17 protein-coding genes are annotated in these 19504 nt (G+C 67.6%); 5 read left to right on the top strand and 12 right to left on the bottom strand.

Annotation, left to right across the window (positions count from 1 at the left end; genetic code table 11):
• Positions 1-140 precede the first annotated feature (140 nt).
• From nusG to gloA, 4 genes are all read right to left on the bottom strand, one after another.
• Positions 141-755 carry a transcription termination/antitermination protein NusG gene (nusG, locus tag KQ310_RS00755; RefSeq protein ID WP_259719905.1) on the bottom strand — a complete coding sequence of 205 codons (615 nt, stop codon included), beginning with the start codon at positions 753-755 and terminating at the stop codon, positions 141-143.
• 347 nt (positions 756-1102) lie between these two features.
• The gene (secE, locus tag KQ310_RS00750; RefSeq protein WP_259719904.1) at positions 1103-1318 is read right to left on the bottom strand and encodes a preprotein translocase subunit SecE; all 216 of its coding nucleotides are present in this window, start codon (positions 1316-1318) and stop codon (positions 1103-1105) included.
• 173 nt (positions 1319-1491) lie between these two features.
• On the bottom strand, positions 1492-4593 hold the full coding sequence (locus tag KQ310_RS00745; RefSeq protein WP_259719886.1) for an ATP-dependent Clp protease ATP-binding subunit: 3102 nt from the start codon (positions 4591-4593) through the stop codon (positions 1492-1494).
• Between the two features lie 26 nt (positions 4594-4619).
• On the bottom strand, positions 4620-5024 hold the full coding sequence (gloA, locus tag KQ310_RS00740) for a lactoylglutathione lyase (RefSeq protein ID WP_259719885.1): 405 nt from the start codon (positions 5022-5024) through the stop codon (positions 4620-4622).
• Positions 5025-5214: 190 nt separating this feature from the next.
• Here gloA and eno point away from each other — a divergent pair, with 190 nt between their 5' ends.
• Positions 5215-6510 (top strand): phosphopyruvate hydratase, encoded by a 1296-nt coding sequence (eno, locus tag KQ310_RS00735; protein ID WP_259719884.1) that lies wholly within the window; start codon positions 5215-5217, stop codon positions 6508-6510.
• Here the strand turns inward: eno and KQ310_RS00730 are convergent, their stop codons facing one another.
• The 5 genes from KQ310_RS00730 to argJ form a co-directional block, all read right to left on the bottom strand.
• Positions 6511-8271, bottom strand: a complete 1761-nt coding sequence (locus tag KQ310_RS00730; protein ID WP_259719883.1) for an AarF/ABC1/UbiB kinase family protein — start codon at positions 8269-8271, stop codon at positions 6511-6513. It abuts the gene before it with no gap.
• A gap of 5 nt (positions 8272-8276) precedes the next feature.
• Positions 8277-8672 (bottom strand): hypothetical protein, encoded by a 396-nt coding sequence (locus tag KQ310_RS00725; RefSeq protein ID WP_259719882.1) that lies wholly within the window; start codon positions 8670-8672, stop codon positions 8277-8279.
• 54 nt (positions 8673-8726) lie between these two features.
• A complete protein-coding gene (locus tag KQ310_RS00720; protein WP_259719881.1) occupies positions 8727-9260 on the bottom strand; it encodes a hypothetical protein in 534 nt (177 codons plus the stop codon).
• Between the two features lie 63 nt (positions 9261-9323).
• Entirely contained in the window at positions 9324-9725 is a 402-nt protein-coding gene (locus tag KQ310_RS00715; protein ID WP_259719880.1) for a hypothetical protein, read from the bottom strand.
• 436 nt (positions 9726-10161) lie between these two features.
• The gene (gene argJ / locus KQ310_RS00710) at positions 10162-11421 is read right to left on the bottom strand and encodes a bifunctional glutamate N-acetyltransferase/amino-acid acetyltransferase ArgJ (RefSeq protein ID WP_259719879.1); all 1260 of its coding nucleotides are present in this window, start codon (positions 11419-11421) and stop codon (positions 10162-10164) included.
• A 123-nt stretch (positions 11422-11544) separates the two neighbouring features.
• Between argJ and KQ310_RS00705 the strand changes: the two genes are divergently transcribed.
• The 3 genes from KQ310_RS00705 (at position 11545) to coaE (ending at position 14092) form a co-directional block, all read left to right on the top strand.
• Positions 11545-12696 (top strand): SPFH domain-containing protein, encoded by a 1152-nt coding sequence (locus KQ310_RS00705; protein WP_259719878.1) that lies wholly within the window; start codon positions 11545-11547, stop codon positions 12694-12696.
• A complete protein-coding gene (locus tag KQ310_RS00700; RefSeq protein WP_259719877.1) occupies positions 12693-13382 on the top strand; it encodes a zf-TFIIB domain-containing protein in 690 nt (229 codons plus the stop codon). The genes KQ310_RS00705 and KQ310_RS00700 overlap by 4 nt, the downstream gene beginning before the upstream one ends.
• A 110-nt stretch (positions 13383-13492) precedes the next feature.
• Positions 13493-14092 carry a dephospho-CoA kinase gene (gene coaE / locus KQ310_RS00695; protein WP_259719903.1) on the top strand — a complete coding sequence of 200 codons (600 nt, stop codon included), beginning with the start codon at positions 13493-13495 and terminating at the stop codon, positions 14090-14092.
• Positions 14093-14096: 4 nt separating this feature from the next.
• On the opposite strand, the gene KQ310_RS00690 is transcribed toward coaE, so the two are convergent.
• The 3 genes from KQ310_RS00690 to KQ310_RS00680 form a co-directional block, all read right to left on the bottom strand.
• On the bottom strand, positions 14097-15056 hold the full coding sequence (locus KQ310_RS00690) for a choice-of-anchor U domain-containing protein (protein ID WP_259719876.1): 960 nt from the start codon (positions 15054-15056) through the stop codon (positions 14097-14099).
• Positions 15057-15397: 341 nt separating this feature from the next.
• Entirely contained in the window at positions 15398-17167 is a 1770-nt protein-coding gene (locus tag KQ310_RS00685; protein WP_259719875.1) for a hypothetical protein, read from the bottom strand.
• Between the two features lie 7 nt (positions 17168-17174).
• A complete protein-coding gene (locus tag KQ310_RS00680; protein ID WP_259719874.1) occupies positions 17175-17792 on the bottom strand; it encodes a hypothetical protein in 618 nt (205 codons plus the stop codon).
• Positions 17793-18090: 298 nt separating this feature from the next.
• Here KQ310_RS00680 and KQ310_RS00675 point away from each other — a divergent pair, with 298 nt between their 5' ends.
• Positions 18091-19503 (top strand): serine hydrolase, encoded by a 1413-nt coding sequence (locus KQ310_RS00675; protein ID WP_259719873.1) that lies wholly within the window; start codon positions 18091-18093, stop codon positions 19501-19503.
• Position 19504 lies beyond the last annotated feature (1 nt).

Below are 19504 nucleotides of genomic sequence, written 5' to 3'. Positions count from 1 at the left end.
GGGAGAGTGGACGGGACTCCCAGAGGGAGCGGCTGTGCGGATGGCCGCTCCAGGGAGCGGCTGGCGGATGGGCATCGCCTGAAGCGATGGCCATCCAAGGGCCGCCCTCCGCAGGGAGACGGCCGCAACAAAGAGATCGGCTAGCTCTGCTTGCTGATCTGGGAGAACTCGAGTTCCACCGGTGTTTCCCGGCCGAAGATCGAGAGCAGGGCCTTGAGCTTGCTGCGCTCGCCCGAGACCTCGATGACCTCGCCCTGGAAATCCTTGAACGGACCGGCGGTGACCAGGATCTGATCGCCCTCGGCCAGATCCACCTTCAGCACAGGTTTCTTCTCGGCGGCACGCTTGAAGATCCGATCCACCTCGGTGCGGCTGAGGGGCCGGGGCCTGATGTGGCCGCGGGCCTTGCCGGTGGCGCGACGCTCTTCCTGCCCCACGAAATTGATCACGTTGGGGGTGCTGCGCACCGCCATCATCGTGTCCTCGTCGAGCACCATCCGCACCAGCACATAGCCGGGGAACACCTTTTCCTCGATCGACTGGCGGGAGCCGTCCTTCTTGATCTTCACCCCGGGGGTCTGGGGGATCTCGATCTCGAGGATGCGGTTGTCGACCCCGAGGGTGACGGCCCGCTGCTCAAGGGTGGCCTTCACCTTCTTCTCGCAGCTCGAGGCCACCTGCACCGCAAACCAGCGGGCCACCGGCGCCTTGACGGTCTCGGCACCGGACAGATCGAGCACCCCGTCGGGCCCCATGACTCCCAGCGCAGCCTGGGCCGCAGGATCAAGCTCCAGGCCGTCAGACGTGGTGACCACGAGCCCTGAAACGTCGTCGGCGTCGAGCTGGGGCTCAGGGGCTGTCGCAGCGTCAGAGGAGGCCTGGTCATCGGCCGCGACAAGAGCCACGGGATCTACCTCAGGCTCAAGCTCAGCCTCGGGTTCAAGCGCAGCTTCAGCATCAAGCACAGCCTCGGCATCAAGCACAGCCTCGGCATCGAAAACAGCCTCGGCATCGAGAACAGCCTCTGCATCGGGCGCGAGGGTGACGGGTTCGGGCACTTCCAGATCGATCTCGGACACGGGGCTCTCGGGGGGACGGAAACTCAGCGGAACACCTGGGTGGCGGCCCAGCCATAGAGGCGATCGATGGCGGCGATGGCGGCGGCCGAGAGGCTCACCATCAGGATCACCGCCACCGCCTCGCTGAACAGCTGCTGGCGGCTCGGCCAGACCACCTTGCGCAGTTCGGCCATGGTGGCAGCAAGGACGTTGCCTTCAGCCTCGGCCACCTCGCTGGCGGCAGGGGAGGCCTCGACCACAGCCCCATTGGCACTGCCGCCTTCGGTCGTGGGCCGGGTCTGGGGAAGGGTGGGATCGGAGTTGGGGTCCACTGGCGCTCGCGCACCGGTGCGTCCGCGCGTACCGGCAAACGAACACCCTACCGGACGGGTTCCAACAGGGGTTTCAGGCCTGGGCCTGCAGCCTGCGATCCTCAGCCCTCCCCACCCTCCACCAGGCGCAGGAAGCGCAGCGGTGCGCCGGGGTCGTCGGCCAGGCTGACCCGCACGCCGCTGGCCCCCTGGAAGCGGTCTTCCAGCAGTTCGGTGGCCAGCGGGTTCTCGATGCGGCGCCGCAGCAGACGCCGCATCGGCCGGGCGCCGTATTCCGGTTCGTAGCCCTGGATGGCGAGGGCTTCGATCGCAGGCTCGTCCACCTGAAGCTCCAGCTGCTGTTCACGCAGCAGACCGGCCAGCTCCGCCAGTTGCAGCCGCACGATCCGCTGCAGATCGGCCGGCTCCAGCGGACGGAAGCGGATCACCTCATCGATGCGGTTGAGGAACTCCGGCCGGAAGTGGCTGGCCAGTGCCTGATCCACAGCTCGCTCCAGAGCTGCTTCGGCGGCAACTGTTTCGGCCGCAACGGTTTCGGGGCCAGCGGTTGCAGGCCCTTGTGCAGCACGGTCCTGATCGGACGGACCGATATCAGGCGCCGCGCCAGAGGGCCTGGCCATGGCAGGACTGGCCATGGCAGCCCGCCGGGCCCGGGCGTGCTCGAGGATCGCCCGGCTGGCCAGGTTGCTGGTCATGATCACCACGGTGTGGCGGAAGTCCACCGTGCGGCCCTGGGAGTCGGTGAGACGGCCGTCGTCGAGCACCTGCAGCAGCAGGTTGAACACCTCCGGGTGGGCCTTCTCCACCTCATCGAGCAGCAGCACCGCATAGGGGCGCCGCCGCACGGCCTCGGTGAGCTGACCACCCTCCTCGTAGCCCACGTAGCCGGGCGGAGCTCCCACCAGCCGGGCCACGGCGTTGCGCTCCATGTATTCGCTCATGTCGAGCCGCACCAGCGCCTCCTCCTCGTCGAACAGGGCCGCCGCCAGGGCCTTGGCCAGTTCCGTCTTGCCCACGCCGGTGGGCCCGAGGAACAGGAACGAGCCCACCGGCCGCCGCGCCGACTGCATGCCGGCCCGGGCCCGGCGGATCGCCGCCGCCACCGCCGCCACCGCCTCGGGCTGGCCGATCACCCGCTCCCCCAGTCGCTGCTCGAGCTCCAGCAGCTTCTGGCGTTCACCCGCCAGCAGCCGCTGCACGGGGATGCCGGTCCAGCGGGCCACCACATCGGCGATGTCGTCGGCCTCCACCTGTTCCCGCAGCAACGGCGGATTGTCGAGCAGCTCCCGCTGCAGTTCCTCCTCCAGCTCCAGACGGCGCTGCTGCACGCCCTGCAGCTGATCCACCTGCAGGCGAGCTGCCTCCTCGTAGTCGCCGTCGCGCTCGGCTTCGCCGATGGCATGGCGCAGGTCTTCGTCGTCCTGCAGCAGGGCCCGCAGCTCCGCCAGCCGCTCCCGCTCCTGGCTCCAGCGCTGCTGCAGGCCCTGCAGCCGTTCGGCGGCCTGGCGGCGCTGCTCCTGCAACTGCACCCGCTCCGGCAGGGGCGCGGTCTCGGCCGACAGCAGCGCCAGCTCGACCCGCCGGAGCTCGGCCTCGGCCTGCTCCACCGGCTCGGGCTTGGAGGTCACCTCCATCTTCAGCTGGGCGGAGGCCTCGTCGATCAGGTCGATGGCCGAATCGGGCAGGCAGCGATCGGCGATGTAGCGATCCGCCAGCCGCGCCGCCGCCACCAGGGCCGGGTCGGTGATCGCTACGCCGTGGTGCAGCTCATAGCGCTCCTTCAGCCCCCGCAGGATCTCCACGCAGGTTTCGGAGTCGGGCTCCTTGATCACCACCTGCTGGAAGCGCCGATCCAGGGCCGGGTCCTTCTCGATCGTGCGGCGGTAGTCCTCGGGGGTGGTGGCGCCGATGCAGCGCAGATCACCACGGGCCAGGGCCGGCTTGAGGATGCTGCCGGCATCGGCGCTGGAGCGGTCGCTGCTCACCACGGTGTGGAGCTCATCGATGAACAGCACCACGCCGGCCCCACCCCCGCTCTCCGCCGCGGCATCGGCCTCGCGCACCTCCTCGAGCACGCTGCGCAGCCGTTCCTCGAACTGGCCGCGGTACTTGGCCCCGGCGATCAGGGCACCGAGATCCAGGGCCACCAGCCGCAGACCGCGCAGCTCCTCAGGCACCTCACCGGCCTCGATCCGCTGGGCCAGCAGTTCGGCTACCGCCGTCTTGCCGACGCCGGGTTCACCGATCAGCACGGGATTGTTCTTGCTGCGGCGCGACAGCACCTGGATGAGGCGACGGATCTCCAGATCGCGGCCAATCACCGGATCAAGTTCGCCGCTGCGGGCGGCGGCGGTGAGGTCGCGGCCATAGCGCTCCAGGGCAGGGGGTTCCAGCTCCAGCCTCAGGCCGTCATCGTCCGTGGCCGGCTCGCCGGCGGCGGCTGCCACCGTTGCCGCCCCCGTGGACAGGCCCGCCGATCCAACGGCGGCGCCAGTGCCTGACCCAGGCGCAGGTCGCCGCTGCCGACTGGGCTCCGGGCTGGAGGACGAGAGGCTGGACGTAGAGCTGCGGGAGGGAGAACGCCGGGCGCCGGGGAGCGGCCGGCTGGGGGCCTCCGCGTCCACCCAGCTGCCAGCGCCGGTGCTCGGCGCGGCAGGAGCCACAGCCTGGGGCACTGCCGGGGCGCGGCCTACCTCGACCTGCCAGGGATCCTCGGCCACGTTGCGCTCCACCGGCGGGGCACCGGGCCGCAGCTGGCGGCGCAGCAGGTCTTCGCTGAGGCCCTGCTCCGCCAGCAGCTCAGCGCCGAGGCGGGGCTCCTCCAGCAGGGCCAGGAGCAGATGGGGCACGTCCAGCAACTGCGACCCCCAGACCGCCCGACAACGATCAGCCGCCTCGAGCAGATCCTCGAGCGCGTCGCCGATGTAGAGCTCGCCGTCGCGGGAAGGGGGCTGCTCGGCGCAGAAGGCCTCGATCCGATCGAGGGCCAGATCCAGATCCAGCGGCAGAGGGTCCACGAACCGGGCCCAGCGGGGATCCTGCAGCAGCGCCTGCAGCAGGTGCTCCACATCCATGGCGCCGTGGCGCCAACGGCGGGCCGTGTCCTGGGAGGCAAGCAACAGCTCCCAGGCCTCCTCGCTGAAGCGATCGGGATCGCTGGTGAGGCTCCGCGGAGCCGGCGAGGTGGAGACGGAGGAGACCATGACGCAGGAGGCAGGGCGGCGGGCAATCAGGCGGACGCCGCCGCCGGGGCGGAGCGCTGGATCAGCTCCACCTTGTAGCCATCGGGATCCTCCAGGAAAGCGATCACGGTGCTGCCGTGCTTCATCGGCCCCGGCTCCCGCACCACCCGGCCCCCTTGGGCACCGATGGCGGCACAGGTGGCCTGGATGTCGTCCACGCCGATGGCGATGTGGCCGTAGCCGCTGCCCACCGTGTAGGCGTCGGTGTCCCAGTTGTGGGTGAGTTCGAGCACCGTGGTGTCGCGTTCCTCGCCATAGCCCACGAAGGCCAGGGTGAAGCGACCGGAGGGGTAGTCCTTGCGGCGCAGCAGCCGCATCCCCAGCACCTCCGTATAAAAGGTGAGTGAGCGTTCCAGATCTCCGACCCGGAGCATGGTGTGCAGCAATCGCATCGGCGAGCTCCTGCGGCGCCCTGCGCCGGTTCGGTCTGCCGCCATTCTGGCCGCAGGCTCTGGAAGCGCGGCGAGACAGGGTTGTGAGAATCCATTGTGAGGGGCAATTCCAGTCGCTTCGCGGTACGCGTGGGCACACCAGTGGGGGCGGGGGGCACCCATAGGATCCCTGCAATCCAGAGCGGCCTACGTGATCGATTCCCTCGACCTCGTCATCGATTCCATCGTTGCCCGCGAGGTGCTCGACTCCCGCGGCACCCCCACCGTGGAAGCCGAGGTCTACCTCGAGGGTGGCGCCAATGCCCGGGCGATCGTGCCCAGCGGCGCCAGTACCGGCGCCCATGAGGCCCATGAACTGCGCGACGGCGGCAAGGCCTACTTCGGTAAGGGCGTGACCCAGGCCGTGACCAACATCGAGGAGCGGATCGCACCGGCCCTGTGTGGCCTCAGCGCCCTCGACCAGGTGGCGGTGGACAACGCCATGGCGGAACTGGACGGCAGTGACAACAAATCCGTGCTGGGCGCCAACGCCATCCTGGCCGTGAGTCTGGCGGTGGCCCAGGCCGCCGCCAAGGGGCTGAATCTGCCCCTCTACCGCTACCTCGGCGGCCCGATGGCGAACCTGCTGCCGGTGCCCCTGATGAACGTGATCAACGGCGGCGCCCACGCCACCAACAACCTCGATTTTCAGGAGTTCATGCTGGTGCCCCACGGCGCCAACAGCTTCCGCGAAGCCCTACGCATGGGCGCCGAGGTGTTCCACACCCTCAAGGGTCTGCTGCACGAGCAGGGCCTCTCCACCGCCGTGGGCGACGAGGGCGGTTTCGCGCCGGATCTGGCCAGCAACGATGCCGCCGGTGACCTGCTGGTGAAGGCGATCGAGAAGGCCGGCTATCGCGCTGGTGATCAGATCTCCCTGGCCCTCGACGTGGCCAGCACCGAGTTCTTCAAGGACGGCCGCTATGCCTTCGGCGGCAGCCACTACACCAGCGCCGAGATGGTGGACCAACTGGCGGCCCTGGTGAGCCGCTTCCCGATCGTGTCGATCGAAGACGGGCTGGCCGAAGACGACTGGGACGGCTGGGATCTGCTCACCCAGAAGCTGGGCAGCACGGTGCAGCTGGTGGGCGACGACCTGTTCGTGACCAACACCGAGCGGCTGCAGCAGGGCATCGACCGGGGCGTGGCCAACTCGATCCTGATCAAGGTGAACCAGATCGGTTCGCTCACCGAGACCCTGCAGGCGATCGACCTGGCCGGCCGGGCTGGCTACACCAGCGTGATCAGCCACCGCAGCGGCGAAACCGAAGACGTGACCATCGCCGACCTGGCGGTGGCCACCCGGGCCGGCCAGATCAAGACCGGCTCCCTGAGCCGCTCCGAGCGTGTGGCCAAGTACAACCAGCTGCTGCGCATCGAAGACGAACTGGGGAACCAGGCCGTTTACGCCGGCGCCGTGGACCGCGGCCCCCGCGGCAAGGGCTGATCAGCCCTTGCCGTTCCCCTGCAGCTGATCGAGGCGACCATCGCGCTGCAGGCGCGACTGCAGCTTCAGCCAGCCCGTTCCCACCGGCAGGCCGAGGACCAGGGGAATCGCCACCAGGGCAGGCCTGGCACTGGCCGCCAGCAGGGCGGCTGCAACGGCCAGGCCGCCCAGCAGGAATGACTGGCCGGCACTCTGCTGCGCCAGGGCCAGGCGCCGCAGCAGCCGGTCGGTTTCGCCGGCGCGGATCTGCACCTGCAGATCCCCCTGCTCGATGCGGGCCAGGCTCTCATCGAGCCGGCGGGGAATACCGAGGGCGCGACTGCCCACTTCGGCCGCCTGGCGGCCCAGCTCGTTGATCAGGTCGTTGGGGCCGGACCCACTGGCAGTCATGAGGGGCAGCAGGTAGGGGCGGGCAATGGAAACCAGGCTAAAGCCGGGATCGAGGCTGCGGCCCACCCCCTCGAAGGTGGAGAGGGCCCGCATCACGAAGATCAGTTCCGGTGGAAGGCGGAATGGCTGGTCGTAGACGAGGTCATAGAGATCTCCTGAGAGCTTCTGCAGCACGTTGGAGCTGAACGGAGGCGTGAGCGCCTCGGTGAGCATCACCCGCACCAGCCGCCGGACCGGGCCGAGATCAACGCCCTCGGCGATCACACCGGCCCGCTGCAGTTCCTCCACCAGGGTGGAGGCATCCCGCGCCGCGGCGGCCCGCACCATGCGGCCGAGGCGGCTGCGCAGCCGCTCCGAGATCTGCCCCATCATCCCGAAGTCGTAGTAGATGAGGGCACCATCGGCTGCCACAGCCAGGTTGCCGGGGTGGGGATCGGCGTGGAAGAAGCCGAAGCGCACCAGCTGCTGCAGATAACTGGCGGCGCCCTTCTCCGCCACGGCAGCGGGCTCGATGCCTGCCGCCACCAGGGCCGGGCGGTCGGTGATCTTGATGCCAGGCACGTAATCGAGGCAGAGCACGCGGCGGCTGCTCAGTTCCCAGACCACGGCCGGAATGCGGATGCCCGGATCCTCAAGAAACTGCTGCCGAAAGCGGGCGGCATGCTCGGCCTCCAGGCGGAAATCGAGCTCCCGCAGCAGCACGCGGCGGCATTCCTTGGCAATGCCGATCCAGTCGCGCCCCTGGCCCCAGCGGGGGTGGCGCTGCACGGCCGCCGCCACCTGCTGCAGCACTTCCAGATCGAGCCGGAAAAGGCGCTCCAGTCCAGGGCGCTGCACCTTGAACACCACCTGGCGGCCGCTGCGCAGGCTGGCGCGGTGCACCTGGGCCAGGCTGGCCGAGCCGAGCGGCACCTCCTCGAGATCGAGGATCTCGGCGCAGCGCTCACCCAGTTCCTGCTCCAGCAGACCCTCCACCACCGAAAACGGAAAGGCGGGCACCCGGTCCTGCAGATGGGACAGCTCCTCCACCACATCGGCGGGCAGCACATCGGGGCGGGCAGACAGCAGCTGACCGAGCTTGATGAAGGCCGAGCCCAAAGACAGGAACTGCTGCGTGAGCCAGCGGGCCCGGCGGCGCTGCCGTGCCGCCAGGCGTTCCGGGGTGAACCCACCGGGATAACTCCAGCGGCGGCCATCCCACCAGAGGCTGGCCAGCAGCCTCAGGGTGAGGCCCCAGATCCGCAGCGGCCGCCAGATCCGGGTGGCGCCATCGAGCACTGCACGGCGCCACGAACCAATGCCACGGACTGGCACTCCAGCCGCCATCCCGCTGACCGCCGCACCACTGACCGCTACGCCACTGACCGTCATGGCGTTCAGTCCTGCACCGCGGGCCGTTCGTCGAGGCGGCGCGCGATGGTGGCCACCTGGGCCCGCAGGGCATCGATCTGAGCCTGGGTCTCCCGGGGGAAACGCGAGAAGCCCGGATCACGGGCGAAGGCCTCGCCCGGCATGCCATCTCCCTCAAAGGGAGACGTCGAAACAGTCGAAATGTTGGTGCCAGCCGCATCGGCTGTGCTGCCCGTGCTCCTCTCCAGCCTCTCAGCTTCCAGTTCCACTTCCTGCCAGAACAATTGCCATTCCTGCTGCAGCCGTTCCGGAGCCTCCTGGGCGAGCACCGCCAGTCCTGCTGCGGCATCGGCCAGGCCACTGCCCAGCCGGGCCGTGAAGCGGTTGACGGCCGCCTGGAAGAGGGACTGGGGCGCGCTCATCTCGGGCCTGGTACTGCCGTCACTGTGGCAGCCGGGGGTGGGGACTGTGAACGATCACGGCCTGGGACCGGGGCTCGGCGGTGGTGGCGGGGCCGGCTCGGCGGCCGGCTGGACCGGCGGGGGAGCCTCTGGCTTCACCGCAGGGTTCCCCGAAGGTGTCGCGGCAGAGGGTCCTGCGGGGGTCGCCGCTGGGGTTCCGCCACCACCACCGTCCTGTGGGCGTTCAGCCTCCGGCAGCGCCAGAGGCTCGGGGGCCTCAGACTGCCGCTTCTCTTCGGCATCGAGAGCGTCCTGCCGCTTGCGCATCTCCTCGTCCTGCTGCCGGGATTGGGCCTCCAGCTCCAGCAGGTCGAGATCACCGCGGATCTGCTGACCCTCCTGGCCGAAGCGCTGCCTCAGGGCCTCCAGGCCGGTACCGGGGAACGGCTTGAGGGAAAAGCCCTGGCCGAGATGAATCAGGCCTGGCAGGTTGAGGGTCAGCAGGCGCTGGGTGAGGCCATACCCCACCCCGAAACAGACCCCCACCAGCAGGGGCCCGAGCCAGGGATTCGGCCGCGGTCTGGAGGGGGGCGGGGCCGCGGCGGCCATCACAGAACCTTGCAACTGTGACGCCATCCTGCCTCTGGACCAGGGGAACGGACCCCCGTGAACTCAGGACTGACCGGGGCAGCCCACCTGGAGCCGCTCCTGGACCAGCCGATCCGATTGACGGGCCAGGTCGGCGCCGGCCTCGGTATAAAAGGGAAAGCCCAGCCGGTTGCGATACAACACCGCGCGGCTGCGGGCCAGCTCCGCCTCGGCCCGATGGCGGCACTCCACGTAACCGCCGTAATCGAAGGGCTGCTCCTGCGGTGCCCCGGCAGCCGCGGAGTCCGGGTTGGCATTGGCGGCATCGGCGCGACGGTTCAGCGCCGGGCAGAGACGATCGCGCACGGCGCCGGCCAGGCGGATCTCCTCAGCCATGGCCTGCTCCGCCAGCGCATTGCGGCGATCGAGCAGGGCCCCACAGCGCACAGCGTCAGCCGCCAGACCCGCATCGGGAAGCAACACCAACAACAGCCAGGGCAGACTTCGCAGCCGCCTGCGGAATCCAGGTGCCGCTTGCACTACCGAGGCTTTCACTGCTGACGCTGGCACCGCTGACACTGCAGACGCAGTCGGAGGCTCGGAAGGAGCCACTGGCGCTGGAGATGTCGATCGCATCATCGAAGGCCAAACCAACGCCGTGTGCGCCCACAGCACAGCCTTGAATCCTGGACTGCCACCGCACAACACCACCGCACAACAGCCAGTGATCCGCCCACAAAAAAGCGGACCCAGAGGACCCGCTCGATGACCATCCCCATAGTATTGCAGTTTGTAACGGACCGTGGCTCTGCGCCCGTTTTCCTGATGCCCCATCACGCGGAGCGACCCACCAAGGTCTGCCGCAGGACCCGCCACGGCCGCCGGAACCAGGCTCGGATTCCGGCCCAGGTCGAGTAGCCGGCTAGGTCGTGTAATCGGCGTTGATGCGCACGTACTGGTCGGAGAGATCGCAGCCCCAGGCGCAGCCCTGGCCGGGGCCCTCGCCCACCACCAGGCGGATCAGCACCGTGTCGCCGCCGGCTCCAGGCCCGCCGAGATAACGGCCGGCGGCGCGATCCTTCAGATACTGCGAAGCGGCCGGGCGATCGAAGGGCAGGGGCTGACCGGCCGCCATCAACTGGTACTCCCCCAGCCAGAGGGCCACCGCCTCCGGATCGAAAGCCACGCCGGCCCGGCCCGCCGCCGCCACGATCCGTCCCCAGTTGGGGTCGCGGCCGTGCACGGCGCACTTCACCAGCGACGAGCCGCAGATGGTGCGGGCGATGACGCGGGCGCCGGCCTCATCGGCCGCCCCCTCCACCCGCACCTCGATCAGGCAGGTGGCGCCCTCGCCGTCGCGGGCGATGGCGCGGGCCAGGTGTTGCGACACCGCCGTGAGGCCGGCCTCCAGCGCGTCGAAGTGCTCGGGGCTTAAGGGCTCCCCGGCTGCAAACGCCAGGTACGTGTCGTTGGTGCTGGTGTCGCCGTCCACCGTGATCGCATTGAAGGAGCGATCCACCGCCCGCCGCACCATCGCCTGCCACAGCTCGGCGGGCACACCGGCATCGCAGGTGAGGGTGCCCAGCATCGTGGCCATGTCGGGATGGATCATCCCCGAGCCTTTGGCCATGCCACCGAGGCGCACCCGCCGGCCGCCCAGATCGGCCTCCAGGGCCAGTTGTTTGTCGATCAGATCCGTGGTGAGGATCGCCGTGGCGGCAGCGGCGCCGCCCTCGGGGCTGAGGGCGACCACCAGTGGATCGAGGCCTGCCACCAGGGTGTCCATCCGGATCGGTACGCCGATCACCCCGGTGGAGCAGATCAGCACCTCCTCGGCCTGCAGGCCCAGTCGATCGGCCACCGCCTGGGTGGCCCGCAGGCTGTCGATCAGGCCGCGATCGCCGGTGCAGGCATTGGCCTGGCCGGAGTTGGTGAGCACCGCCCGGGCATGGCCGCCGCTGACCATCAGCCGTTCAGCGCAGAGGTCGACGCAGGCGGCGCGCACCAGCGAGGTGGTGAAGGTGCCGGCGCAGACGGCCCCCTCCGGGGCCAGCACCAGGCAAAGATCCGGGTTGCCCGAGGGCTTCAGGCCCGCGGTGACCGCCGCCGCCAGGAAACCGGCAGGCGCCGTGACGCCACCGGTGATCGGATGCCAGAGGGCGGAGAGGGAACCGGCGGACATGGGGCGGCGGCGGCGGAAACGGCAGGCGGCCAACAACGCGGCTTGGAAACGCCTGGGCCAATCCTGCCCTGACGGACGCTGGCCACCCCCCTAGCCTGCGTTCAAGACCGCAGCACGACGCCGATGGCGATCTGGGAGAAGGTGCGCAGCGAGTTCATCGACGTCATCGAATGGCCCGAGCAGGGGGAGGCGGAGGGCCCCGATGCCGATGCCGCCGCCACCCTGGTGTGGCGGTTTCCGCGCCAGGGCAATGCCATCAAGATGGGCGCCCAGCTCACGGTGCGCCCAGGCCAGTGGGCCGTGTTCGTGAACGAGGGGCGGATCGCCGATGGCTTCGGGCCGGGCCGCTACGTACTGGAGACCCGCAACCTGCCCTTCCTCACCACCCTGCTCTCCCTGCCCTACGGCTTCGAGAGCCCCTTCAAGGCCGAGGTGGTGTTCGTGGCCACCCGCCAGTTCACCAACCTCAAGTGGGGCACCCGCCATCCGGTGCTGGTGCGCGACCGGGAGCTGGGGCCGGTGCGATTGCGGGGGTTCGGCACCTACGCCCTGCAGGTGCGGGATCCGGCCCAGCTGATGCGTGAAGTGACCGGCAGCCAACCGCACTTCAATATCGAGGGGATCAGCGAGCAGCTGCGCAACCTGATCGTGACCCGCCTGGCCGACCTGCTCGGTGAGAGCGAGCATCCCGTGCTGGAGCTGGCGGCCAACTACGACGAACTGGCGAGCGCGCTGGGCCAACGGCTGGCGCAGGAGGTGGAGGGCTACGGACTGGCCTTCACCAGCCTGCTGATCGAGAACCTGTCACTGCCGCCGGAGGTGGAGGCGGCCCTCGATCGCCGCAACCAGATCGCCCTCAGCGGCGACCTGCAGGCCTTCACCACCTATCAGGCCGGCATCGCCATGGAACAGGCCGCCGCCAATCCCGGCGGAGAAGCGGCGGCGGGGGTGGGAATGGGCATCGGCATGGCGATGGCCCAGCGGCTGGCTGGAACGGCAGCGGCTTCCGGGCCGCCGGCATCAGGGCCAGGGGCCAGCCCGCCACCACGCCAGTACCACCTGCTGGCGGGCCAGCAGCAGCTCGGGCCCTACACCGCCGAGCAACTGCTGGTGCTGCGCGATCAGGGCCAGCTCACAGCCGCCAACCTGCTGTGGCATCCGGGCCTGGAGACCTGGCAACGGGCCGCCGACCTGGCGGAACTGGCGGTACTGCTGCAAACGCCACCGCCCCCTCCGCCACCACCGCCGGTGCCGCCGGCAGGACCAGAGCCATGAAGTGTGCCTGCTGCGCCGCTCCCCTGCCCCCCCAGGCGGTGGTCTGCGCCTACTGCGGCAGCCGCCAGGACGTGGACCTGCAGAGCTGGGTGCAGGCCGAATCGATCGGCCCGATGCAGCAGCTCAGCTGCCCGGACTGCCGCCAGCCCCTCGAGGAGCTGCGGCTGGGGGGCGATCCGCCGCTGGTGGTGGGCCGCTGCCACACCTGCCTGGGGCTGTTCCTGGGCCACGGCGTGCTGGAGCAGCTGCTGAGCCAGGCGGTGCGACCCTCAGTCGACATCGACGCCCCCAGGCTGAACAGCCTGGTGGAGCAGGCGGCCGGCAGCAGCCCACCGCTGCGCTACCGCCATTGCCCCGTCTGCGACGACCTGATGAACCGCAGCCTCTACGGCAAGCGCAGTGGCGTGATCGTGGACCGCTGCCGCGACCACGGGCTCTGGCTCGATGCCGGCGAACTGCGGCAACTGATGGAGTGGGCCCATGCGGGCGGCCTGCTGCACCACGCCGCCCGCATGGAGGAGGAACAACGGGAACAGGAGCGGCGCCGGCGGCAGGAAGAGGTCGAACGCCGCGCCGCCGAACAGGAGCTGCAGAACCTGGAGACCGGCCGCGGCCAGAACGACTGGCTGGAAGCCGACCTCACCACCCTGTTGACCCGAGGACTTCAGCGCCTGCTGGGGGGCTGAGGGTGGTTGGCAGCAGTAGTGGGGCTGGCAGTAACAGTGGCAAGGGGAATGGCAACCGATCGCGGGAGGAGCGGTGGCGGGGTGAGCGGTGGCAGGGCAATCAGCGACGGATCGGCCTCACCGGCGGCATCGCCAGCGGCAAGAGCACGGTTGGACGGATCCTGGCTGAAACCTACGGACTGCCGGTGCTGGATGCCGACACCTACGCCCGCGAGGCCCTCGCCGCAGGGAGTGGCGGGGCGGCGGCCGTGCTGGGGCGCTACGGCCCGTTGGTGAGGGCCGAGGCCAGCAGCAACGGCACCGCAGCGGTTGATCGCGCTGCCCTCGGCAGGATCGTCTTTGCCGATCCGGTCGAGCGCCTCTGGTTGGAGCAACTGGTGCATCCGCTGGTCAGAACCCGTTTCGATCAGGAGCTGGAGCGGCTGGCGGCTGAACCGGTAGTGGTGCTGATGATCCCGCTGCTGTTCGAAGTGGGCCTTGAGAACCTCTGCAGCGAGGTGTGGCTGGTGGACTGCGACGAAGCCGAGCAGAGGCAGCGCCTGATCCACCGTGATGGCCTGCCGGAGGCGGAGGCCCTTCGCCGCATTCACGCCCAGTGGCCCCTGGAGCGCAAGCGGCTCCTGGCCGACCGTCTGATCGACAACCGGGGAACGAGCGATGGGCTCACCACAGCAGTGGAAGGGGCCCTCGCGGCGTCTCGGAACGGCTGAGGACTCACAGCAGCAGGTTGCTCTCCCACAACTTGGCCACAGGATCACCGTGCCGCTGCAGCGCCACCGAGAAATCGGCAAGCCCATAACCATTCGAATCAGCCTCCAGCAGACCCGCCTGAAAACGAACCTCAGCGCCCGTGGCAGGAAAAGACTGGGCGCCGATGTAAGCCAGCCCTGGGGCCAGGGCCCTGAGCTTGAGCTGATCCTTCGGATTTCCATCTTTACCAGCCTGGAAATCTGTGATCACATCCCTGCTGCCAGGGGCAACGCCGCTCTCTGCGGAGCTGAGCCAGACATAGCGATCATCCCCGGAGCGTCCTTTCATCAGATCGGCGCCCAGCCCGCCAATGATCACATCGCTACCCTTGCTGCCCGTGATGACATTGGCCAGAAGATTCGCTTCGATCCGTTCGCCGCGCCCGTCACCGCGCCCCTTGGGCTTGCGAGCCTGGATGGCAATCGATCCGGCGATATAGCCAGCTGGATCAGCCACGGATCCATTGGCGAGACCATCGCCATCCCAGCGGGGATCTCCATCCCGCAGAACGATGTCGATCCGATCGGTGATGCCATCGGCATTGCTGTCAATAAGACTGTAAAGAGGTGAGCCATCCAGATCGAGATAGTCTTCGAACAAGCCGCTCTGGACGTTGAACTTCACCAGCGCATTCCCATTCACCCCCTCCACCTGTAGAGAGTCGGGCAGGAAGAACGACACCACGGTGCTGGCTCCAGGCTGAAGTCCAGACACCACATACTGGATGTAGCCATCCAGAAGCTCATCAATCCCAGTCGGCGGCAAGGCAGAGCGTTGTGAGCCATCGGGCGCTGTGACCACCACCTGCTCGGCTCCCAGAACCTGCAGCACCGAGGCCTCCGAGATCACCAGCCCGGCATCAGCCACCACAAAGCCAGGGTCTCCAACTGGAATCGAGTCATTCAGGGGTTCGAAGCGAGCCACCTGGGGCGGCAATGGCTGCTCAGAAGGCTGGGGACGCGGCCGTGGATCCGGCTCTGGACTGGGGGATGGTGCTGGGGCTGGGGTTGGACTGGGAACAGGGGCCGGCGTCGGGACTGGAGAGGGGGCTGGAGTTGGGGATGGGGCGGGGACAGGAGTTGGAGTGGGGGCTGGGGTTGGAGTTGGAGTTGGAGTGGCGTAAGTGGGCAAAAATCGTAGGGGCCGGTGCCAAAGTCACCGATCTGATACTCAACAAACACCGGATACAACGCTGTGGCACCAGTCTCCTTCGCATTCGTGGGCTTCAACGCCTCCGCAGGAGAAGCGGCATTGGGGATGAACTGCTACAGCTGGATGGCATCCTTCTGGGCATCGCTCAGGCTGGAGAGATCCATCTTCTCCAGGTTGAAGCTGATGTCGTAGCCGTTGCGGAATCGATCGCTCAGGCCAAAGCCATACACGCTCGTCGCATAATCATTCACTAGCGACGCCCAGACGCTGTAGGGCGCCTCCAGACCGGTGGGCAGGGGCTGGTTCCAGGCCGAAGCCCCAAAAAGGGCATCCTTCGCCACCGGGCCATTCACCTTGTCCAACCAGGGTGAGGGCACCACGGCACCCTCATGGATCTGATAGCCGGAATCGAGCTGGCCGAGCTCACCGATCGGCAGGGCCTGGGCGCCATAGGTAAAGGGCTTGGTGGCGCCCAGCAGACCCGCATTGATCAGCGAAAGAAAATCACCAACAACCGTGCCATAGAGATCATTCTGAAGGCCATTCACGGTCTGATAGTTACCTGTGGTCCCAGGCCTGATGTAATACCCGGCTCCGGCCCCGAGGATGCCCGCGGTGGTGGCGGCATAGGTGAAGTTGGTGGGATTCACCAATTGGTTGGCCTGCCAACTGTCCTCGAGCGACAAGGTGGCGACCCGAGCATGATTGTTGCCGGCATCCAGCACCTGAAAGCTGGTGACTGGCGCAGCCGTGGAAACACCGCTCTGGGGCTTGAAAGTGAGGTCCTCGAGCGCGGTAACCGCGCCTGGAGCGCGCTGCAGACCCACGGTGGGAGAAAAGCCACCCGGCAGATTCCCTCCGCCTGGAACTTTGAACTCCGCGCCCGTGGCGATGTTGTTCCACAACTGACCGCTGTTCCCCTGGAAAAACCAGTGGGTTCCATCAAATTTGATCTGCAGCACCGCCTCGGCAGCCGCCCCGTTCAGCGTCAGCGACTGCCAATCAAAGACCTGCGGGTTCGCCGGCGGAGAGAAGGACAGCAGCACATCCCCCGTAGGGTTCCACTCGTAGGGCTTCGGAGTCAGGGTGATCCCGGCCTTGTCATAGGCAAACAGCTCGTCGTAATAGGAATAGAGGCCGCCAACCTGATCACTCCCGCCTGAACTGACCTCCTCCGCAGAGCCCCGAAAGGGAGTGAGGGGCGCCAAGGCGCCCGAGAAGGTCTGCCCGTTCTGGTAGGCAGGCGCCCACTCCAGCGTCCAGCCCCCGGAGGGCTGCTGCGGATCACGATCGGAGTTGGCCACCGTGTAGGCATTCGCCGCAGGCGCCGCGGTGTTGATGCCAGGCAGGCTCGGCGTCTGAGGGATCCCGAACCAGGGAATCACCACATCCGCAGTTTGCGTCAGTTTTGGGGGCGGCTTGTTATCGGTGGTGTAGGAGTCGTAGCTGAGGCTGAGATGAATCGAAGCATTCTGGTCGTAACCAGAGAAGTCTCCCTGGCCGGTAAATCCATCCAACACGACATCGGTGACGCGGTAGGCCGTCTGCTGATTGAACTGACCCGACCAGCGGATTGGAGAGGAAACTGGATTCAGACTCTTCAGATACTGGAAATAATCATAGAAATCACCATAGGCCGGATTCACGATCGCATTCGACACGCCGCTGTAGATCGTCTTGGGATTCGCATAGAGCTCACCGTCGGCCTCACCCAGCTGCTTCTGCTCCAGCTGGGGATAGCCCCTCAGGGTCTCAGCAAAAGCCGAAGCATTGTTCACCCCCGGATTCGAGGCTCCGCCCGGGAGCAGAAAGGAACTGGTGCCGGGAATACTGAGTCCACTCCCATTCTGATCAACGATGCCGCGGTAGAGAGCCAGCAGCATCGGCGAACTAGACGCTCAGGCTGGCCGGCAGACCAAACTGCTCAATGTAGGTGATATCGCCATTGTTGCTGTTGCTCCCCGTTGGTCCAAGGCCCACATAGAGCTCCCCCAAGAGGTAATTGTAGCTTTCCTGGATTGGGTTGGGGGCACCACTTCCATCGTTAACCAGTGTTCCCGCCGGTTGCTGCGAAGCAAACAGAAACTGTCCGTTCTGGATATCGCTCAGCCACAGGGCGGGGAAGGCAGACTGATCCGAGAGGATGTCTTTGTTGGCCGAGGAAAAGAATTTGCCGATCTCTGCGTTCGCCTTACCATAGGCCGCAGCGTAATCGGCATGGGTCGCAGGATCGAGCAGATAGGGATAGATGGCACCGGGGTCACTGGCCCGCAGCTGACTCAGGGACTTGGGGGCCTCAGAGCGAATGGCCGTGAGCTCCGTTCCACTACCGGGCGCTGCATTGATTGTGTTGCCGGAGCCGAGATTGAAAGCCCCTTTGGCGACATCACCAAGCAACTGCAGATACCATCGGTTTAGAAATTCACTGGAGCTTTTGATCTTGTCCAGATTGATGTTGTGACTCATGGTCACAACAAAAGGAATCGCCCCAAGAGGATTCGCCGCCATCCCCTTACCAACATCGATGGCTCCAAACTAGCCTCACCTCCCCGCTTCTTGTTGTTCTGTGCAAAGTTGTCACAGCCCAGACATGGTGTGAGGCCAAGCCGTTTGCGTTGCCCAAGTCCGCTGCCGAGCCTGGCCTCAGTGGCCACGCAACTGAATCCGCAAAGCAGACGCTCGCGCGCCTCCTAGCCTGTCATCCAGACTGAGCTGTTGCACTGCCTGTTGCGCGCTCCTTTGCGCTCCCTGCAATCGAGACATCACAGCTGCCCGAACGAATGACTGAAACGAATGGTTGAAACGAATGACTGAAAGCGCTGCCACAGACCACGCTGCTGCAGAGGAGAACCCTGCTGCAATCAGCCCTACGACCAACAGCCGTGCCGTGGGCGGCGACGAAAGCTGGCCGCTGCGCTCGGTCACCAAGTCGTTCACCGTCACGCTGATCCTGCAGCTGGCAGAGGAGGGCCGCCTCGACCTCGACGCGCCCGTGGCCACCTACGTGGACGGCGTGCCCAACGGCGAGCGTGTGACTCTGCGGGAGTTGGCGGCGATGACCAGCGGTCTGCCGGATTACACCACTCCCGACTTCCTCGCGGACCTGCTGAGCGACCCCACCCGAATCTTCCGGCCCCAGGAGCTGCTGGCCTATGCCTGGCGGGAACCGCTGCAGGGTCCGGCCGGCGCGGAAGCCGTGTACACCAACTCCAACACAGTGCTCCTGGGCCGGGTGGTGGAGGCCGTGAGCAGCCGCAGCTTCGCCCAGGAACTGGAGCGGCGCATCCTGCGCCCGCTCGGGCTGCGCCACACCCTGGCCACCCCGGACGACCGCCTCTGGCCCGACCCCCACCCGGTGGGGTACGAGCAGGTGAACGGCGTGCCGGAGCCACAGCTCCCCAACCTCTCCATCTACGCCGCCGCCGGCGAGATGGTGGCCAGCTTCGGCGACCTCAGGCGCTGGGCCAGAGCCCTGGGCCGGGGCACCCTCCTGAGCCCCGCCAGCCAGGCCGAGCGGCTGAACGCCGCCCAACCCCTGGCAAGGGGACCGGAGTACGACCGCTACGGGCTCGGCATCGGAGAACTCTCGGGCTGGTGGGGCCATACCGGCGAAGGACTGGGCTTCACCGCCCTGGTGATGCACGAGCCCCTCTCGGATGCCCGGGCGGTGATCGTGATGAACACCGCCGGCCGGCCGCAGGGCCATCCCCCCACCCTGCTGTTCCGCCGCATGGCGGAACTGCTGGATCGCCAAGGCATCACCGGCCTGGAGAAGGGGGAACAGGCGGTGAACCGACTGCCCAAGGCCCGGCTCAATGGCGCGCTAGAGCAGGTCATGGACGAGCTCGGCGTTCCCGGGGCAGCCGCGGGCGTGTGGGTCCCGGGGGTGGGGCGCTGGCGTCGCTTCCGTGGCGTTGCCGTTCTGGCCGACGACACGGCCAGCAGCGATCCGATCACAGGCCTGGCGGAACTCCCCAGCGGCGCCGTGGTGGGAGGAGGCTCCAGCCAGGATCCCAATCACCACTCCAGTGGCGATGGCGATGGCGGTGGCGATGGCGATGGCGGTGGCGACGGCAACGCAATCCTGCCGCCGCTGATGGACTCCTGGCCTTGGGCCACTCCCTTCACTGCCGACATCAGCCCTGGCGGGCACGTCCCCGTTGCGTTCCCCGCAGCCGCAGGGCACTTCAATCCGAGCTCCCCCCTGCCACTGATCTGAG

This window comes from Synechococcus sp. CS-1328, assembly GCF_025128095.1.
Taxonomy (GTDB): domain Bacteria; phylum Cyanobacteriota; class Cyanobacteriia; order PCC-6307; family Cyanobiaceae; genus CBW1002.
This window is presented reverse-complemented; position numbering and strand designations above follow the sequence as displayed.